Here is a 17,565-nt window from a genome sequence, read left to right on the forward strand (position 1 = left end):
CTCACCGGCGGAACATGTCAGCCAACCTTCTTGGCCTTCTCCAGCGCCTCGGCCAGCTGCTCGAGCAACGGCGCACACTTGTCGTAGGACAGAATCGGCTCGGGATTACGGGAGATGACCTGCCCGGCCTTCACCGCGGGCAGCTTCTTCCAGGTGGCCTCGGAGATGTCGGCGGGCTGCACCGCAGACGTGCGGTTGTCCATCATGATGATGTCCGCCGCGTACTTGTCGACGTTCTCCCAGCTCAGCGACTCGAACCAGCCGCCGCCCTGCTTCTTCGCGCTCTCCGGCGGCTCGACGAAGTTCACGCCGAGGGCCTTGAAGTACTCCAGGTCGATGGAGAGGTCGGTGCCGGAGACGTAGAACAGGTCCTGGCTGGCGCTGCCCGCCATCACCTTGATGTCCGGCTTGGCCTTCGCCGCGGCGTGCAGCCGGGCCGCCGCGTCCTCGAACCGCTTCTTCGCCCGGGTGACCTTCGCGGCGGTCACGTCACCGCCGAGGGACTTCGCCAGCTCGAGCATGCGCGCGAGCGGCTCGGTCAGCTGGCGGTCGTAGACGGAGATGCCGGCGCTGGGCGCGCCGACGGCTTCGATCTTCTTCTTCGACTCCTCCGGGACGTACCAGAGGCTGCCGACGTTGTCGAACATGGTGGAGATGAGCAGGTCCGGCTGGAGCGCGGCGTACTGCTCGATGTTGAACTGGCCCCACTCGTTGCCGAGGACGGTCACCTTGTTCACGTCCAGGCCGCCGGCCTGCACGTCGGCCTTGCCGTCCTTGGTCTTCGTCGGGCCGAAGACGCCCTTCACCTCGACGCCGTAGTCGTGCAGCGCGGCGGCGACACCGGTGAACGCGACGATGTTCGACGGCACCTGGTCGGCCTTCGCCGTCTGCCCGCGGTCGTCCTTGAAGGTCCAGGGGCCGGACCTTGCGGCGGCGGTGCCCTTGCCCGAGCCCCCGGATGTCGCGTCGTCGTCACCGCAGGCGGCGAGCGCGGCACCGAGGCCGATGACGCCGCCCGCGGCCAGGATCCCGCGGCGGGTGAAGTGGGTGGCGCTGGCGTTGGGCATGGGTATGACTGCTTTCGAACGGGGCGGAGCGCCCGCAGGACAGGTTCGAAGGTAGGTTAGCCTAACCTCACTCACTGTCCAGGGGGCGCCCCCTCGCGCTCAGCTCACGAGCCCCAACTCCCGTGCGATCAGCATCCGCTGGACCTCGCTCGTGCCCTCCCCGATCTCCAGGATCTTCGAGTCGCGCCACATGCGGGCCACCGGGTACTCGTTCATGAAGCCGTAGCCGCCGTGGACCTGGGTGGCGTCGCGGGCGTTGTCCACCGCGATCGTGGAGGAGTACAGCTTCGCCAGGGCCGCCTCCTTCTTGAAGGGCTCCCCGGCGACCAGACGGGCCGCCGCGTCGCGCCAGGCCAGGCGCGCGGTGTGGGCGCGCATCTCCATGTCGGCGATCTTGAACTGGATGGCCTGGTTGGCGCCGATCGGCTTGCCGAAGGCGTGCCGCTCCTTGGCGTACTTCACCGACTCGTCCACGCAGCCCTGCGCCAGGCCGGTCGCGAGCGCCGCGATGGCGATGCGTCCCTCGTCGAGGATGCGCAGGAACTGCGCGTACCCGCGGCCCTCCTCGCCCAGCAGGTTCGCGGCCGGGACCCGGACGTCCTGGAAGGACAGCTCACGGGTGTCGGAGGCGTTCCAGCCGACCTTCGAGTACGGCGCCGCGACGGTGAAGCCCGGGGTGCCGGACGGCACGATGATCGCGGAGATCCGCGGCCGGCCGTCGGGCTTGCGGCCCGTGACCGCGGTGACCGTGACCAGGCCGGTGACGTCCGTGCCGGAGTTGGTGATGAAGCACTTGGTGCCGTTGATCACCCACTCGTTCGTGTCCGGGTCCAGGCGGGCCGTGGTGCGGGTGGCACCGGCGTCCGAGCCGCCGTCCGGCTCGGTCAGGCCGAACGCGCCGAGGATCTCGCCCGCGCACAGCCGGGGCAGCCACTCCCGCTTCTGCTCCTGGGTGCCGAACAGATGGATCGGCATCGCACCCAGCGACACCCCCGCCTCGAGCGTGATCGCCACAGACGAGTCCACCCGGGCCAGCTCCTCCAGGGCCACGCCGAGCGCCAGATAGTCGCCGCCCATGCCGCCGTACTCCTCCGGGAACGGCAGCCCGAACAGGCCCATGCGCCCCATCTCCCGCACGATCTCGTACGGGAACTCGTGCCGCTCGTAGAAGTCACCGATCTTCGGCGCCACCACGTCGTGCGCGAACTCCTCGACCGTGCGCCGGAGTTCTTCCAGTTCGGGGGAGAGTCGGTAGTCCATGCTGATCACTGGTCCTTGTGGGAGAGGGCGCGGACGGTACGGGAGGGGCTGGGGCGGCCCAGCTGTTCGGCCATCCAGACGCTTGTGGCGACGAGACGGCCGAGGTCGACCCCGGTGTCGATACCGAGGCCGTGCAGCATCCACACCAGGTCCTCGGTGGCGAGATTGCCGGTGGCGGACTTCGCGTAGGGGCAGCCGCCCAGGCCGCCCGCGGAGGCGTCGACGGTGGTGACGCCGTGCTGCAGCGCGGCCAGGGTGTTGGCGAGGGCCTGGCCGTAGGTGTCGTGGAAGTGCACGCCCAGGGACCCGGTGCCGATTCCGGCTTCCTTCAGCGCGGTCAGCAGCGCGGTGACGTGCCCCGGGGTCGCCACCCCGATGGTGTCGCCGAGGCTCAGCTCGTCGCAGCCCAGGTCCAGCAGCGTCCGGCAGACCCGGACGACCTGGTCGACGGGGACCGGGCCCTCCCAGGGGTCGCCGAAGCACATGGACAGATAGCCGCGGACATGGACGCCCTCCGCCTTCGCCCGCGACACCACCGGGGCGAACATCGCGAGCGCCTCGTCCACCGTGCGGTTGAGGTTGGCCTTGGCGAAGGACTCGGTGGCGCTGGCGAACACGGCGACCCGGGTCGCCTTCAGCGCCAGCGCCCGCTCCAGGCCGCGTTCGTTCGGCACCAGCACCGGCAGGTCCACGGGCAGCGCGCTCACGAGGGGGAACAGCTGCTCGGCGTCGGCGAGCTGGGGCACCCACTTGGGGTGCACGAAGCTGGTCGCCTCGATCGTGGTCAGGCCGGCTTCGGCCAGGCGGCGGACGAACTCCGCCTTCACCTCGGTCGGCACGGCGGCCTTCTCGTTCTGCAGCCCGTCGCGCGCACCGACCTCGTGGATGCGCACCCGGGCGGGCAGCCCGGCGGCCGGGACCGTCATCGGCAGTCCGGGAGCAGTCATCGCGCCGCCTCCTCGTGCGGGGTGATCACGGCCAGCACCTGGTCCATGGCGACCGTCGTGCCGGGGGTGACGTCCAGTTCGGCGACCGTGCCGGCGTGCGGGGCGGAGATGACGTGCTCCATCTTCATCGCCTCCACCACCAGCAGGCTCTGCCCGGCGGCCACCTCGTCGCCGACGGCCACCTTCACCACCGTCACCGTGCCCGGCATCGGCGCGGTCAGCGAGTCGGCGCCCGCGTGCCCGGAGCGGGTGAGGGACGCGGCGACCGGGTCGTGGTCGCGCACGTGCCAGGCGTCGCCGTCCCGGCCGAGCCAGTCGGCGGCGTGGTGGAAGGTGTGCCGGACGCCGTCGAGGGTGACGGTGACCGTGTCGCCGGTGACGGTGTGGGTGCCGCGCGGGGTGTGGTCCACGGGCTCGGTGACCCGCAGCGGGAAGGAGACGGGCTTGGGCGTGCCGCCCATCCGCCAGCCGCTCGGCACGGAGAAGGGATCGACCCAGCCGTCCCCTTCCGGCTTCAGCGCGTGCAGACGTACGGCCGCCGCCGCCTCGTACACCTCCTCCGGCACGCCGGTGGGGACCAGGTCGTCCACCACCCGCTCCACCAGCCCGGTGTCCAGGTCGCCGGAGACGACCGCCGGGTGTGCGAGCAGCCGGCGCAGGAAGCCCGCGTTGGTCTGCACGCCGAGCGTCACCGTCTCCGCGAGGGCCGCGCGGAGTCTGCGCAGAGCGGTCGCCCGGTCGGGGCCGTATGCGATGACCTTGGACAGCATCGGGTCGTACAGGCTGCCGACCTCGGTGCCCTCGCTGAGCCCGGAGTCGGTGCGCACCCCTCCCCCAAGCTCTCCGAGCAGGGGGGACCCCCAGCCGTCGGGTTCGCGCAGCTTGAGCACCGTGCCGCCCGAGGGGAGGAAGCCGCGCGCCGGGTCCTCGGCGCAGATACGGGCCTCGATCGCGTGCCCGGTGAGGCGGACGTCGTCCTGCCCGAAGCCGAGCGGCTCACCGGCCGCCACCCGCAGCTGCCACTCCACCAGGTCCAGGCCGGTGATGAGCTCGGTGACCGGGTGCTCGACCTGGAGACGGGTGTTCATCTCCATGAAGTAGTACTGCGACGGGTCGCCGCCGGGGACGATGAACTCCACCGTGCCCGCGCCGCGGTAGCCGCAGGAGCGGGCCGCCTGCGCGGCCGCCTCGCCCATCGACGCGCGCGTGGCCTCGTCGAGGAGCACGCTCGGCGCCTCCTCGATGATCTTCTGGTGGCGCCGCTGCAGCGAGCACTCGCGCTCGCCGAGGTGGACGACGTTCCCGTGGCCGTCGGCCAGCACCTGGATCTCGATGTGCCGGGGCCGGTCGATCCACCGCTCGACCAGCAGCGTGTCGTCGCCGAAGGAGGCGCGGGCCTCGCGGCGGGCGGCGGCGATCTCGTCGGCCAGTCGGTCGGCGTCCCGCACCAGCCGCATGCCCTTGCCGCCACCGCCGGCCGACGGCTTCAGCAGCACGGGCATGCCGATCGTGCGGGCTGCGTCGGCGAGCTGGTCGTCGCTGAGCCCGCTGCCGCTGGAGCCCGGCACGACCGGCACGCCGGCCGCCCGCACGGTCTCCTTGGCGCGGATCTTGTCGCCCATCAGCGCGATGGCGTCGGCCGGGGGACCGATGAAGACGATCCCGGCCTCCTCGCAGGCGCGGGCGAAGGCCGCGTTCTCGGCGAGGAAGCCGTAGCCCGGGTGGACGGCCTGCGCGCCGGTGCTCCGGGCGGCCTCCAGCAGCCGTTCGATGGACAGATAGCTCTCGGCGGCCGGCGCCGGACCGATACGGACCGCCGTGTCGGCCTCCCGGACGTGCCGGGCGTCCGCGTCGGCGTCGGAGAAGACGGCCACCGAGCGCACGCCCATGGACCGCAGGGTGCGGATGACGCGGACGGCGATCTCGCCCCGGTTGGCCACGAGTACGGTGTCGAACACGAGTCCCCTCCTCACATCCGGAAGACGCCGAACTGGGGATCACCCAGGGGCGCGTTGGCGCAGGCCGTCAGGGCGAGCCCGAGGACCTGGCGGGTGTCCAGCGGGTCGATGACGCCGTCGTCCCACAGGCGGGCGGTGGCGTAGTAGGCGTTGCCCTGCCGCTCGTACTGCGCGCGGATCGGCGCCTTGAAGGTCTCCTCCTCCTCGGCGGCCCAGTCCTCACCCCGCGCTTCCATCTGGTCCCGCTTGACGGTGGCGAGCACGGAGGCGGCCTGCTCGCCGCCCATCACGGAGATCTTGGCGTTGGGCCACATCCACAGGAAGCGGGGCGAGTAGGCCCGGCCGCACATGGAGTAGTTGCCCGCGCCGTACGACCCGCCGACGACGACGGTCAGCTTCGGCACGCGCGTGCAGGCGACGGCGGTGACCATCTTCGCGCCGTGCTTGGCGATGCCGCCGGCCTCGTAGTCCTTGCCGACCATGAACCCGGAGATGTTCTGCAGGAACACCAGCGGGATGCCGCGTTGGTCGCACAGCTCGATGAAGTGCGCGCCCTTCTGCGCCGACTCGGCGAACAGGATGCCGTTGTTGGCGACGATCCCCACCGGGTGCCCCATGATCCGGGCGAAGCCGGTGACGAGGGTCTGCCCGAACTCGCTCTTGAACTCCGCGAACCGGGAGCCGTCGGCGATACGGGCGATGACCTCGCGGACGTCGTAGGGGGTGCGGGAGTCGACGGGCACGGCGCCGTAGAGGCCGTAGGGGTCGACCTTGGGCTCTGTGACGGGCGCGACCTGCCAGGGCAGGGAGGGACGCGCCGGGAGGGTGGCGACGATGTTCCGCACGATCCGCAGGGCGTGCGCGTCATCCTCCGCGAGGTGGTCGGTGACGCCCGAGACGCGGGAGTGGACCTCGCCGCCGCCCAGCTCCTCGGCCGTGACGACCTCGCCGGTGGCGGCCTTCACCAGGGGCGGACCGCCGAGGAAGATCGTGCCCTGGTTGCGGACGATGACGGCCTCGTCGCTCATGGCGGGGACGTACGCGCCACCCGCCGTGCACGAGCCGAGGACGGCGGCGATCTGCGGAATCCCGGCGCCCGACATCCGGGCCTGGTTGTAGAAGATCCGCCCGAAGTGGTCACGGTCCGGGAAGACCTCGTCCTGCATCGGCAGGAAGGCGCCGCCGGAGTCGACGAGGTACAGGCAGGGAAGCCGGTTGTCGAGCGCCACCTCTTGGGCGCGCAGGTGCTTCTTCACGGTCATCGGGTAGTACGTGCCGCCCTTGACGGTGGCGTCGTTGGCGACGATCACGCACTCACGGCCGCTGACCCGGCCGATCCCGGCGATCACGCCCGCCGCCGGGGCCTGCCCGTCGTACATCCCGTCGGCGGCCAGCGGCGCCAGCTCCAGGAAGGGCGAGCCCGGGTCGAGCAGCGTGTCCACCCTGTCCCGCGGCAGCAGCTTGCCGCGCGCGGTGTGCCGTGCCCGCGCCTTCTCACCTCCGCCCAGGCGGGCGGCGGCCAGCTTGCCGCGCAGCTCATCGACGAGAGCGCGGTGCGCCTCCTCGTTGGCCTGCCAGGCCTCCGACGCGGGATCGGCCGCGCTCGTCAGCTCCGGTGCCTCTTGCATCCTTGCGGTCCCCTCACCCAGTGATCACTGTTAATGAGCGTTAACCATTTCCTCCAGGTTAACGACCGCTAACCTGCCTGTCTAGAATTGACGGCATGGCCACCAGAACCGACGCCCCGACCCGCCGCGACCAGATCCTCAAGGCGGCTGCCCGGCTGTTCGCCGAACGCGGTTTCCACGGCGTCGGCGTCGACGAGATAGGCGCGGCCGTGGGAATCAGCGGACCCGGCCTGTACCGGCACTTCCCGGGCAAGGACGCGATGCTCGCCGAGCTGCTCGTCGGGATCAGCGGACGGCTGCTGACCGGGGCGAAACTGCGGGTGGCGGAGGCGGACGGGGTACCGGCGAGCACCGTGCTGGACTCCCTGATCGAGGGCCACATCGACTTCGCGCTGGACGACCGCCCGCTGATCACCCTCCACGACCGCGAACTGGACCGCCTGCGCGACAGCGACCGCAAGCTGGTGCGCCAGCTGCAGCGGCAGTACGTCGAGCTGTGGGTGGAGGTCGTACGGGAGGTGTACCCGGGGCTGGGGGAGGCGGCGGCGCGCTCCGCGGTGCACTCGGTCTTCGGTCTGCTGAACTCCACCCCCCACCTGGGCCGCGGCGGCACGCTGCCCGGCCGGGGGGTGACGGCGGAACTGCTGCACCGGATGGCTCGGGGGGCGTTCTCGGCGGCGGAGGCGTCGTAGCGGACGGTGTGATCTACCAGCGGTAGCTGTGCTTGCCGGGCGTGACATGGACGGTGAATCGCTCGAGCCCGGGCGCACCGGCGGCCTGCCAGCGGCGCACATGCTCTTCGGCGGTGTCCCAGAGGGCGTTCGGCCCGTCCTGCCGTACGGTCCACCGTCGGCCGTCGTGGTGGAGGGCGGCCCACGAGCCGGATGCGACGTCGAGGAGCACGTCCTCATGGCGCCCGTCGTGTGCCAGGGCGAGACGCTGTGCCTCCGGTACGGCCGCCTGGACGATGAACCGGCAGGTCCAGTCGTCGAGGACGCCGGCGCCGAGGCAGGTCTCGCGTTCCTTGCCGGCGCTGAGGTCCGGCAGAAGGTCCAGCGGTGGCGGAAGGTGCGGCCGGGCGAGCATGAAGCTGACCCGCCCGCCGATCAGAGGCCCGGACGCGGTGCCGTCGGCGTGCACGGTCAGCCGGGCCAGCTCCGATGCGCCGAGCCAGCCGCCGACGGTGGCGAGGACGAGCCCGCCGGGCCGGGTCTGCTCGATCCAGGGCGCGGGGATCGTCCGTACGCCGCAGGTTGCGATGATCCTGTCGTAGGGCGCGCCCTCGGCGTAGCCGTCCAGCCCGTCCCCGGTGACGAGCGTCGGGTGGATGCCGAGCCGGCCGAGGGCGGTGCGTGCCCTGACGGCCACGTCCTCGTCGTACTCGATGGAGGTGACGTTCTCCTCGCCGAGCCGCTGGGTGAGCAGCGCGGTCGAGTAGCCGGTGCCGGTGCCGATCTCCAGCACGCGCATACCTGGTTCGACCTGGAGGTCCTCCAGCATGCGCAGGACGAGGGAGGGGAGCGTGCTGGAACTCGTCGGCTCGCGCAGGATGCGGCCGCGGATGTCGGTCGGTACGACGGTGCCGGCGATCTGGGTCACCAGCGACTCGTCGCTGTAACAGGCTTCGAGCCAGCCGGGGTCGCTCTCCAGGACCGGCTCCCAGGCGGAAGGCACGGAGTTCTGGATACGGCGGAAGAAGCCGCCGCGGAGGAACTCGTGCCGGGGGACTGCTTCGGCCGCCCGCTTCCACGCGGGTGAGCGCAGGTTGCCTCCGGCCGACAGGGTGTCGATGAGCGACGCGAGGAGCTGGGGGTGGTCGGTCATGTCCTCTCCAACAGGTCTGCCAGGGCCGTCAGCATGGGCAGACCGGTCTCCGTCTGGAGCCAGTACCACTGGCCGCTGGGATTGCATTCCAGGAACCACCATCGGCCGTCGCCGTCCACGCAGAAGTCGAAAGCGCCGAAGACCAGCCCGAAGTGGCGCAGATAGCGGCGCAGTGCGGTCTCGATGCCGGGCGGCGGCTCGATGGGGGTGTAGGTCAGGCGGCTGTGTCCGGGGCGCCAGTCGAGGAGGTCCGAGTCGATGCGGACGCAGAACACCTGGGAGCCGATGACGGTCACACGGACGTCGGCCGTCTTCGTTACGCGTTCCTGGAACAGGTGGGCCGTCCCGGCCACGCGGTCGTCGATGTCTTCGTCCGTCACCTCGGCGACCGTGACGACGGATGAGTCGCCGTCGACCAGATACACCGGATTCTGCAGGGGCTTGCAGACGACCGAGCCGTACCGCTTGATGAAGGCCCGGGCGACGTCCGGGTCGGACGTGATGAGCGTGGGCGGTACGTCGAAGCCGGCCCGCACCGCTGCGGCCAGCCCCGAGGGCTTGAACTCCGCGTCACCGATGCGGTGCGGGTGGTTGACGTACAGGCAGCCCGGCAGGGAGGCCAGCACGCCACCGAGGCCGTAGCGGGCCTGGGTGACGGCAAATCGGGCGTCCTGCTCGGTGAGGTGCGGGAAGGAGAAGCCGGAGGGGCGGCGGTAGTAGAGGGCGCGGATGCGGGACAGGTCCGCAGTGCGGGTCGGGGTGGAGATACGCCCCCGGATGCCGCGATCGGTGACCTCGGCTTCCATCGACAGTGATGCCGGGAAATCCCCGGAGTCGAGCCGCACGACCGGGACACCCCTGCCGTGCAGCTCGCGGATCACCACGTCGGAGGTGGGGTCGTACAGGCTGGTGACGACCAGTACCGGCCTGGTCCCTTCACTGGTCGCCGTCGCTGCCGGTGTCGCTGTCCTGCGTGGAGCCGTTGCCGTCGGGGCTGGTGCCGGTGGACGGGGCCGTGCCGGTGCTGGTGCCGTGGCCGGGCATCTCCATGACGCGCCCGTCGGCGTCGAAGAAGACGGTGGCCTGGGTGACCGGGTCGATCTCGGCGCGTGCGTAGTCCGGGGCCATGGTGGGGTACGGGGCCATGCGGCTCAGACTCCAGGGGGCAGGTGTACGGGTTCCGGACGGCAGCGGTGAGCTGGTCGGAAGTCGGTCGGAGTGCACGAACAAGGGGTGCTCCTTTGCTGTGAGGCGGTGCGTTGCGTACGGGAGTCTTGGTTGGTTGCGACCCTGACCCTGCGGTCGCCGTGGGGGTACGTCAGCCGGGTGTCCGCGTCGGTACCGGGGCGCGGACCGGCAGGGCTCACCGTTGGGCGTGGCCCGCGTTCTCGTAGTGGTCGCACAGGGCGCGCAGGACGCGGGCCAGGCGGCGGGCGTGACCGGCGGGGCCGCCGAAGCGGGGACTGGGCTCTGCGTCCAGCTTGCGGCGGGCCTCGCCGATGCAGGCGAGGGCGCAGTAGCGGGAGACGCTGTCCTTCGGCAGTCGGGCCGCCCTCTTGGCGACTTCGGGGATCAGGAGCTCCAGGTGGCCGCGCAGGACGGCGGTGCCGGTCTCCACCTCGATGGGCGCCGAAGGCGGTGCCTCGGCGCCTTCCGGGCCGAGGATGCGCTCGATGGTTTCCCGGATGGTGGCGATATCGATGAGGGCGGTGGCGTTGCTGCCGTTCGGGGGAGTGTTCACAGCACCGCCCCTCCGTGTGGCCCGGCAGGTCTGGCACCCGCACGGCGGGTAGGCGGTCGAGAGCGACAACGGCTCATCACTGTTCAGGACCTTGACCGTCCCCCGGTCCTGGGTGACGGTGCCGTAGCGGTCCACCTGGTACACGCGCAGGGTCATCTTGACCCCCGGGTCGTTCGGGGAGGTAGCTTGCATGGTGTCGACGCTCCTCTGCAGCGTTGGCCATGCCCCGGGGCCGTTCGCGCGGTCGCCGGGGTCAGCGTTGTTCTCCGAGGAAACCCGAAATGCCCACCCCCACATCAGGTCAGTTCTGGGGCAGTTACTTGCCGTCGACCGGACGTTTTTCAACGACGGCGCTCTCCAGGGCTACCGTCGAAGCGCAGGGACAACGGCGCCGGGGGAGAAACTGTGGCCAGACACAGGAACGCGAAACTTGAAGCGCTGCTGGCCGAGTTCGGGTACACACACGCCGGGCTCGCGGAGGAGGTGAATCAGGTAGCCCAGGAGTTATTCGGACAGCCCGCGCAATGCACCGACCGCCACGTCCGCCGATGGATCAGCGGCGAAGTGCAATGGCCATGGGCCCGGTACCTTCTGCCTCTCCAGAGAATCTTCGGGCGCAGTCCGGAGGGCATGGGCTTCACCCCGCGCAAAACGTCACGGATGCCGAGCGTGCCTCCGCAGCCGGTAGCCACAAAGGAGCACCGCACCGTGAAACGCCGCGAGTTCGTCGCGGTCGGCCTTGCCGCCGCACTCGGCCTGGACGTCATTCCGGTGGAGGGCCGGTTGGGGGCCAGCGATGTGCACCGCATTCGGGCGCTCGTCCCGGCCCTCTACAGGCATGATCACCAACTGGGTGGCGGCGCCCTGCACGCGGTGGCGATGGACGCCCTGCGACGAGTCCAGCACACATTGAACCGATGTAGTTATGGCGAGCGCGTGGAACGTCTCCTGTACTCCGCGATGGGTGACCTTGCCGCCTCAGCAGGATGGTTCGCCTACGACGCGGGCCGTCAGCAAGACGCCAGCCGCCTCTACAGTCAGGCCCTCCAGGCGGGCATGCTGTCGGCCGATGGAATGTTGCAGGCCCGGGTGTGGTCCAACCTCGCCATGCAGGCCCGTCTGCTTGGCCGGGACCGTGAGGCGCTGCGGATCGGGCGGGCAGCCGTCGAGACCCGGCAGGCCAGGACAGACCCCTGGCTGATGGCACTGTTGCACTGCCGCCAGGCCGTCGGATATGCCCGCACAGGTGAACGAGCCAGAGCCGAGCGCTCTCTCGCCCGCGCCGAGACTGCCTACGACCGCGCCGGAGACGAGCCCGCCCCTTGGCTCTCCTTCCTCACCCCCGGCGAGATCACCGGCCTGGCCGGTGCCGCCCATCAGGCCCTCGGCAAGTACGAGCGGGCAGAGCGACTGACCGCCGACGCGCTCACCATGTTGGAGCCACGTTTCGAGCGGAACCGTGTGTACTACACCGTGCAACGTGCGCAGGCACTTCTCGACGGCGGCAAGGTCGAGCAGGCCGCCGTCGAGGCAGGCAGGGCCGCTGAGTTGGCCAGCCGGTTGCATAGCGAGCGGGTGCGGAACAAACTCGACGATCTGCGGTGCCGTCTGACACCCCACGCACGGGTACCGGCCGTTGCCGATTTCCTGGAACGGACCCGACAGACAGGAGCGTGAAATGGACGGATTGCGGCTGGAGCGCAGGGACGCGGAAAGCCTGAACGACATCCGCCCCCAGCTGCTTCGGGTGTACGCCGAGATCTACGCGGACCGGCTCCAGGAGGAGTTCCACCATGTCGAACGTTTCGACGAGAGACTCGGCTGGAATACGGAAGTCCCCGGGTTCGGAGCGGTTTGCGGCTATCTCGACGGTCGGCCGATCGGCTACGCCTACGGCTGCACGCTTCAGCCGGACACGCGATGGTGGACCGGTCTGCGAACCCCCGTTGCCGCAAATGTGATCACGGAGACGGGAAGCCGCACTTTCGCGCTGTCCGAGCTGATGGTGGTGCAAGAGGTTCGCGGAACCGGGGCGGCACGGAAGATCCACGACGCGTTGCTGAGCGACAGGTCCGAAGAACGCGTGACACTCCTCGTCGAGCGCGAACATCCGCGAGTCCGAAGGCTGTATGAGTCCTGGGGATACGAGTGGCGCGGCGAGGTCTTGCCGTTCCCCGACGCTCCCCTGTACGACGCGCTGGTGCTGCAGTTGAGCGGCGCAGCGGTCGGGTAGGCGATGGCAGCCGACGCCTTGTGACGGAGGCTGTGAGTTGTAGTGGCCGCTCACCGGCGACGTGGCTGTAGGGCCCCGAGGAAAGCGGGGCCCGGGTGGGTCGTCGATCGGGTCGGCTGGGCGGCCGGTCGAGGTGTGGGGCGCGGGGGCGCCTCGCATGGGCGCCGGGTGGGTTGGTGGCTGCGGGTGGTGGCGGGTAGGTGCCTACCGGCGGTGGTGACGCAGGCTTCCGCCCACGTCAGTCGCGTGATCTGATGCCTCCGCAGTGATCAAAAAAGGGGGGAGTCGTCATGGTCGGTGTGCGGGGCAGAGCCGTGGGCATGGGGGTGCGGCGGGCCGTGGTCGTGGTCGCCGCGTTGGTGTTGCTGAGCGGGGTCGCCGGCGGTGACCGGGCCCGGGACTGGGCGCAGGGGCGGGGGCTCGACGCAAGAGGGGGCGGCGAGATCGGCTCCGAGCACGTCCGGGTCGGTGGTGAGTACTGGGTGAGCATGCCCCTGGCGGGCAATGTCACCGCGGAACCGCTCACCGTGGTGCGGGCTCAGTGGGTGCACGTGCCGCAGGGGCTCCGGGTGCTGCGCTACGGCGTGTCGGCTGTCGACGGCGACGGCGTCTGCATTCTGGGAGTCATGGACGACGCGTCGTTCCCGCAGGGGGCGGCGCCCGGTGCCGGGGTCCACGGCGAGCGTCCGGTCCGCGTGCCCGCTCACGGCCGTGCCGACGCCTGCCTGCTGGCCCGCGTGAAGGTGACCGGGGCGGCACAGGACGGTCTTGAAGGCATACGGGTCTGGTACCGCCAGGGCTCGGTCGTCTACCGGCAGGATCTCGCGTGGGAAGCCGGCCTGCGGCTCAAGCCCGAGGAGGAATGACCCACGGCGCCGCCCTCAGAGGGTGACGGCCAGCACGAGCACCACTGCCACCGTCCCCGCCGTGAGCACCGCCCCCAGCACCGTGAACACTCTGTCGACCACCGGCGTGTCCCAGCCCTGGATGATGAACCGGCTGGGCTTCGCCGGGTCGTAGAGGACCACGACCGACGCGCCCACGCCGAAGCCGGGAACGACCTTGTCGCGGCCGAAGCGTGACGCGTGCGTGTACGCGCGGCCGTCCTCGGTCGTCCAGGTCGCGACGGGGTGGTGATACCGGGGGCCTCCTTCGTCGCTGCGCCGGGTGTCGTGGCGGACGATCCGGCCCCGCGCGGTGACACCCGTGCGGCGCAGGGCTTCCGCGCGGCGCAGGCCGGAGACGCCGAAGCCGAGGAAACCCGCGCCGACCGTCAGCGGGATGAGCGAGAAGAGCCCTACCGGTTGCATGATCTGTGCGACGCGCGGGCGGGGGTGCCGGTTGCCGCACGTGCGTCGTGCGTCGTTCGCCATCGGGCGTGACGAGCGTTACGACCCTCCCCCTCTGGACGCGCTTCCCTACTCGCCGGTACCGTGGGAAGTGAGCAAGCGCTTAGACAGTCGACGTACGTGGAGGTGGCGGCCGTGCGCCGTACGGTGTTCAACGAGGATCACGAGGCGTTCCGGGAGACCCTCCGCGCCTTCATCGAGGCCGAGGTCGTCCCCGTCTACGACGAGTGGTTCGCCGCCGGCCAGGCGCCGCGCGACTTCTACTACAAGCTCGGTGAGCTGGGCATCTTCGGCATCAGCGTGCCGGAGGAGTTCGGCGGCGCGGGCCTGGACACCCACAAGTTCGAAGCCGTCATGTACGAGGAGACCTCTCGTGCGGGCATCCAGTTCGGCGGCTCCGGCGTGCACGTCCTGCTCGCCCTGCCGTACATCAAGATGCTCGCCACCGACGAGCAGAAGAAGCGGTTCCTGCCGAAGTTCGTCAGCGGCGAGGAGATGTGGGCCATCGCCATGACCGAGCCGGGGACCGGTTCGGACCTGGCCGGCATGAAGTCCACCGCCAAGCTCTCCGAGGACGGCACGCACTACGTCCTCAACGGCGCCAAGACCTTCATCACCGGTGGCGTCCACGCCGACCGCGTGATCGTGTGCGCCCGCACCGCCGCGCCGACCGCCGAGGACCGCCGCCACGGCATCTCCCTCTTCGCCGTCGACACCAAGTCCGAGGGCTACTCCGTCGGCCGCAAACTGGACAAGCTGGGCCTGAAGACCTCCGACACCGCCGAGCTGGCGTTCGTCGACGTCAAGGTGCCCGTCGAGGACCTGCTCGGCGAGGAGAACAAGGGCTTCTACTACCTCGGCCACAACCTCGCCTCCGAGCGCTGGGGCATCGCCTTCGGCGCCTACGCGCAGGCCAAGGCCGCCGTCCGGTTCGCCAAGCAGTACGTGCAGGAGCGCACCGTCTTCGGCAAGCCGGTCGCCCACTTCCAGAACACCAAGTTCGAGCTGGCCGCCTGCCAGGCCGAGGTCGACGCCGCCGAGGCCGTCGCCGACCGCGCGACCGAGGCGCTGGACGCCGGTGAGCTGACCCCCGCCGAGGCCGCCTCCGCCAAGCTGTTCTGCACCGAGGTCGCCCACCGCGTCATCGACCGCTGCCTCCAGCTGCACGGCGGCTACGGCTACATGAACGAGTACCCGATCGCCCGCCTGTACGCGGACAACCGCGTCAACCGTATCTACGGCGGCACCAGCGAGATCATGAAGACGATCATCGCGAAGGACATGGGTCTGTAGGACACCGGGAATCGCTGGCCGGTACAACTACTGCCATGAGCCAGGCACTCCAGGATCTCCTCGATCTGCTCGACCTCGAGCAGATCGAGGAGAACATCTTCCGCGGCCGGTCCCGCTCCGCCGTCGTCCCCCGCGTCTTCGGCGGGCAGGTCGCGGCCCAGGCGCTGGTCGCCGCCGGGCGGACGGTCCCCGCGGACCGGCTCCCCCACTCGCTGCACGCGTACTTCCTGCGCATGGGCGACCCCGGGGCGCCCATCGTCTACGACGTCGAGCGCATCCGGGACGGCCGCTCCTTCACCACCCGGCGCGTGGTCGCCATCCAGCACGGCCGGCCGATCTTCTCGCTGTCCGCCTCCTTCCAGGTGTACGAGGAGGGCCTCGACCACCAGGCCCCCATGCCGCCCGCCCCGGACCCCGCCGCCCTGCCCACCTCGCAGGAACGGCTGCGCGGCTACGACCACCTCGCCCCGGACGTCGTCGAGCGGTTCCTCGAAGCGCGTGAGGCGATCGACCTCAGATACGTGGACGAGCCGCCGTACGGCCGCTTCGGCGCACCGCGCGAGCCGCACTCCCAGGTGTGGTTCCGCACCAACGGCAAGCTCGACGACGACCCCCTGCTGCACGTCGTCCTCGCTACCTACGTCTCCGACATGACCCTCCTGGACTCCGTGCTGCTCGCGCACGGGCGCGGCGGATGGGCCGTCGGCGACGTGGTCGGCGCCTCGCTGGACCACGCCATGTGGTTCCACCGGCCCTTCCGCGCCGACGAGTGGCTGCTGTACGACCAGGAGTCCCCGTCGGCCTCCGGCGGCCGGGGCCTCGGTCAGGCGCGGATCTACACCCAGGACGGGCGACTGGCCATCTCGGTGATCCAGGAGGGCGTGGTCCGCGTTCCCCGGGAACACTGAAGGCTCTCCCGGGAACACTGAGGGGCATGGCCCCACACCAGGCGCAACAGCAGGCGCAGCAGAGCGCACCGCAGGGCGGCGGCGAGTCCACGGTCACCGTGATCGTCGCCGCCCTCGCCAATCTCGGGATCGCCCTGGCGAAGGCGGTCGCCGGGGTGATCAGCGGCTCCAGCGCGATGCTGTCCGAGGCCGCGCACTCGGTCGCCGACACGGTCACCGAGGTCCTGCTGCTCACCGCTCTCAAACGCAGCGAGAAACCCGCCGACGAGGACCATCCCCTCGGCTACGGGCCCGAGCGGTACATCTGGGCGCTGCTCGCCGCCGTCGCCACCTTCGTCGGCGGCGCCGTCTTCTCCCTCTACGACGGCGTCCACACCCTCCTCGCGGGCGAGGAACTCGGCGACCCCCTCCTGTCGTACGTCGTCCTCGCCGTGGCCTTCCTGCTGGAGGGCTTCTCGCTGCGCACGGGCGTGCGGCAGGCGCGCGGGGAGGCGGCCCGGCTCGACGTGCCGTTCCGGCACTACCTGCGGCACACTCCGGACACCGCCGTGAAGGCGGTCGTGCTGGAGGACTCCGCCGCGCTGGTCGGCCTGGTGCTGGCCGCGGGCGGGCTGCTCGGCGGGCAGCTCAGCGGGTCGGGCGTGTGGGACGCGCTCGCGTCCCTGTGCATCGGCGTTCTCCTGCTCTACGTCGCCTGGGTGCTGGGCCGCTCCAACGCCGAGCTGCTGATCGGGCGTCCGCTGCCGAAGACGATGCGGGAGCGGATCAGGCGGGAGCTGCTGGCCGTGGACGAGATCGAGGCCGTACTGGAGCTGACCACCCTCGTGCAGGGTCCGCAGGAAGCCCTGGTGGCGGCCAAGGTCGACTTCCGGGACGTGTCCACGGCCGCGCAGATCGAGCGGGCCTGCGAGCAGGCCGAACGGCGGCTGCGGGAGCTGCTCCCCGCGATCGGACGGGTCTATCTGGACCCCACGCCGGGGCGGGCGGCTCAGATCGCGGCACAGACCCCCGACCTCACGCCGCACGAGGAGGCGGGCGAGTCCCCGCCGGGGAACTCACCCGCCTCGCCGTGACCTCGCGTCAGCCGGACGTGGGCGCACCCGGCGTCGAAGGACGCCGCGTGCACATGGCAGGCCGATCCGGCGGAGCCGGAGTTCCAGCACACGTCGACGTCGGTGACGTCGGCGGAGGCGGGGGCCGCGGCCACGAAGCCGGCGGCGAGCGGACCGGCCAGGACGAGCGAGACACGCCGGAGCATGTTGTCTCCGTGTCGTCGGGGGGGATGTGCCCCCGACTCTCCGGCAGCGAGTGCCGCCCCGCGGGGCAGGAGGTGCGGCCGGGTGGACGCGTACCCCGC

General features: G+C 70.8%; 17 protein-coding genes. 7 read left to right on the forward strand and 10 right to left on the reverse strand.

Translation table 11 applies throughout. The features are described 5' to 3' along the window. Positions 1-17: 17 nt before the first annotated feature. The 5 genes from AB0J12_RS35660 to AB0J12_RS35680 form a co-directional block, all read right to left on the reverse strand. Positions 18-1,067: an ABC transporter substrate-binding protein gene (locus AB0J12_RS35660; protein ID WP_363268840.1), complete on the reverse strand. Its 1,050-nt coding sequence runs from the start codon at positions 1,065-1,067 to the stop codon at positions 18-20. Positions 1,068-1,166: 99 nt separating this feature from the next. Further along, positions 1,167-2,327 (reverse strand): acyl-CoA dehydrogenase family protein, encoded by a 1,161-nt coding sequence (locus tag AB0J12_RS35665; RefSeq protein WP_363268841.1) that lies wholly within the window; start codon positions 2,325-2,327, stop codon positions 1,167-1,169. 5 nt (positions 2,328-2,332) lie between these two features. Continuing rightward, the gene (locus tag AB0J12_RS35670) at positions 2,333-3,274 is read right to left on the reverse strand and encodes a hydroxymethylglutaryl-CoA lyase (protein ID WP_363268843.1); all 942 of its coding nucleotides are present in this window, start codon (positions 3,272-3,274) and stop codon (positions 2,333-2,335) included. Continuing rightward, positions 3,271-5,232 carry a biotin carboxylase N-terminal domain-containing protein gene (locus AB0J12_RS35675; RefSeq protein WP_363268845.1) on the reverse strand — a complete coding sequence of 654 codons (1,962 nt, stop codon included), beginning with the start codon at positions 5,230-5,232 and terminating at the stop codon, positions 3,271-3,273. The genes AB0J12_RS35670 and AB0J12_RS35675 overlap by 4 nt, the downstream gene beginning before the upstream one ends. A gap of 11 nt (positions 5,233-5,243) precedes the next feature. Next, positions 5,244-6,860, reverse strand: coding sequence for a carboxyl transferase domain-containing protein (locus AB0J12_RS35680; protein WP_363268846.1), 1,617 nt, complete (start codon positions 6,858-6,860; stop codon positions 5,244-5,246). A gap of 95 nt (positions 6,861-6,955) precedes the next feature. On the opposite strand from AB0J12_RS35680, the gene AB0J12_RS35685 reads away from it, so the two are divergent. After that, on the forward strand, positions 6,956-7,552 hold the full coding sequence (locus AB0J12_RS35685; RefSeq protein ID WP_363268847.1) for a TetR/AcrR family transcriptional regulator: 597 nt from the start codon (positions 6,956-6,958) through the stop codon (positions 7,550-7,552). 13 nt (positions 7,553-7,565) lie between these two features. Here AB0J12_RS35685 and tgmC read toward each other — a convergent pair whose 3' ends face one another. From tgmC to AB0J12_RS35705, 4 genes are all read right to left on the reverse strand, one after another. Continuing rightward, entirely contained in the window at positions 7,566-8,684 is a 1,119-nt protein-coding gene (gene tgmC, locus AB0J12_RS35690) for an ATP-grasp peptide maturase system methyltransferase (protein ID WP_363268848.1), read from the reverse strand. Further along, complete coding sequence (gene tgmB / locus AB0J12_RS35695; RefSeq protein ID WP_363268874.1) at positions 8,681-9,604, reverse strand: ATP-grasp ribosomal peptide maturase; 924 nt, start codon at positions 9,602-9,604, stop codon at positions 8,681-8,683. Before tgmB ends, tgmC begins: the two co-directional genes overlap by 4 nt. A gap of 16 nt (positions 9,605-9,620) precedes the next feature. Then, positions 9,621-9,908 (reverse strand): putative ATP-grasp-modified RiPP, encoded by a 288-nt coding sequence (tgmA, locus tag AB0J12_RS35700; protein WP_363268875.1) that lies wholly within the window; start codon positions 9,906-9,908, stop codon positions 9,621-9,623. 139 nt (positions 9,909-10,047) lie between these two features. Next, positions 10,048-10,617 (reverse strand): DUF6415 family natural product biosynthesis protein, encoded by a 570-nt coding sequence (locus tag AB0J12_RS35705; protein ID WP_363268849.1) that lies wholly within the window; start codon positions 10,615-10,617, stop codon positions 10,048-10,050. A 516-nt stretch (positions 10,618-11,133) separates the two neighbouring features. Between AB0J12_RS35705 and AB0J12_RS35710 the strand changes: the two genes are divergently transcribed. From AB0J12_RS35710 to AB0J12_RS35720, 3 genes are all read left to right on the forward strand, one after another. Continuing rightward, entirely contained in the window at positions 11,134-12,102 is a 969-nt protein-coding gene (locus AB0J12_RS35710) for a hypothetical protein (protein WP_363268850.1), read from the forward strand. A gap of 1 nt (position 12,103) precedes the next feature. After that, a complete protein-coding gene (locus AB0J12_RS35715; RefSeq protein ID WP_363268851.1) occupies positions 12,104-12,658 on the forward strand; it encodes a GNAT family N-acetyltransferase in 555 nt (184 codons plus the stop codon). 290 nt (positions 12,659-12,948) lie between these two features. After that, positions 12,949-13,524: a hypothetical protein gene (locus AB0J12_RS35720; RefSeq protein WP_363268852.1), complete on the forward strand. Its 576-nt coding sequence runs from the start codon at positions 12,949-12,951 to the stop codon at positions 13,522-13,524. Positions 13,525-13,539: 15 nt separating this feature from the next. Here AB0J12_RS35720 and AB0J12_RS35725 read toward each other — a convergent pair whose 3' ends face one another. Continuing rightward, positions 13,540-13,968: a DUF3592 domain-containing protein gene (locus AB0J12_RS35725; protein WP_363268853.1), complete on the reverse strand. Its 429-nt coding sequence runs from the start codon at positions 13,966-13,968 to the stop codon at positions 13,540-13,542. 174 nt (positions 13,969-14,142) lie between these two features. Between AB0J12_RS35725 and AB0J12_RS35730 the strand changes: the two genes are divergently transcribed. Genes AB0J12_RS35730 through AB0J12_RS35740 form a run of 3 tightly spaced genes read left to right on the forward strand, consistent with a single transcriptional unit; the run spans position 14,143 to position 17,281 of the window. Then, positions 14,143-15,300: an acyl-CoA dehydrogenase family protein gene (locus AB0J12_RS35730; protein ID WP_363268854.1), complete on the forward strand. Its 1,158-nt coding sequence runs from the start codon at positions 14,143-14,145 to the stop codon at positions 15,298-15,300. A 35-nt stretch (positions 15,301-15,335) separates the two neighbouring features. Beyond that, complete coding sequence (gene tesB / locus AB0J12_RS35735; protein WP_363268855.1) at positions 15,336-16,208, forward strand: acyl-CoA thioesterase II; 873 nt, start codon at positions 15,336-15,338, stop codon at positions 16,206-16,208. A gap of 26 nt (positions 16,209-16,234) precedes the next feature. After that, entirely contained in the window at positions 16,235-17,281 is a 1,047-nt protein-coding gene (locus tag AB0J12_RS35740) for a cation diffusion facilitator family transporter (RefSeq protein ID WP_363268856.1), read from the forward strand. The last annotated feature ends 284 nt before the right edge of the window (positions 17,282-17,565 follow it).

It is taken from the genome of Streptomyces sp. NPDC049915, from assembly GCF_040656475.1.
GTDB lineage: Bacteria > Actinomycetota > Actinomycetes > Streptomycetales > Streptomycetaceae > Streptomyces.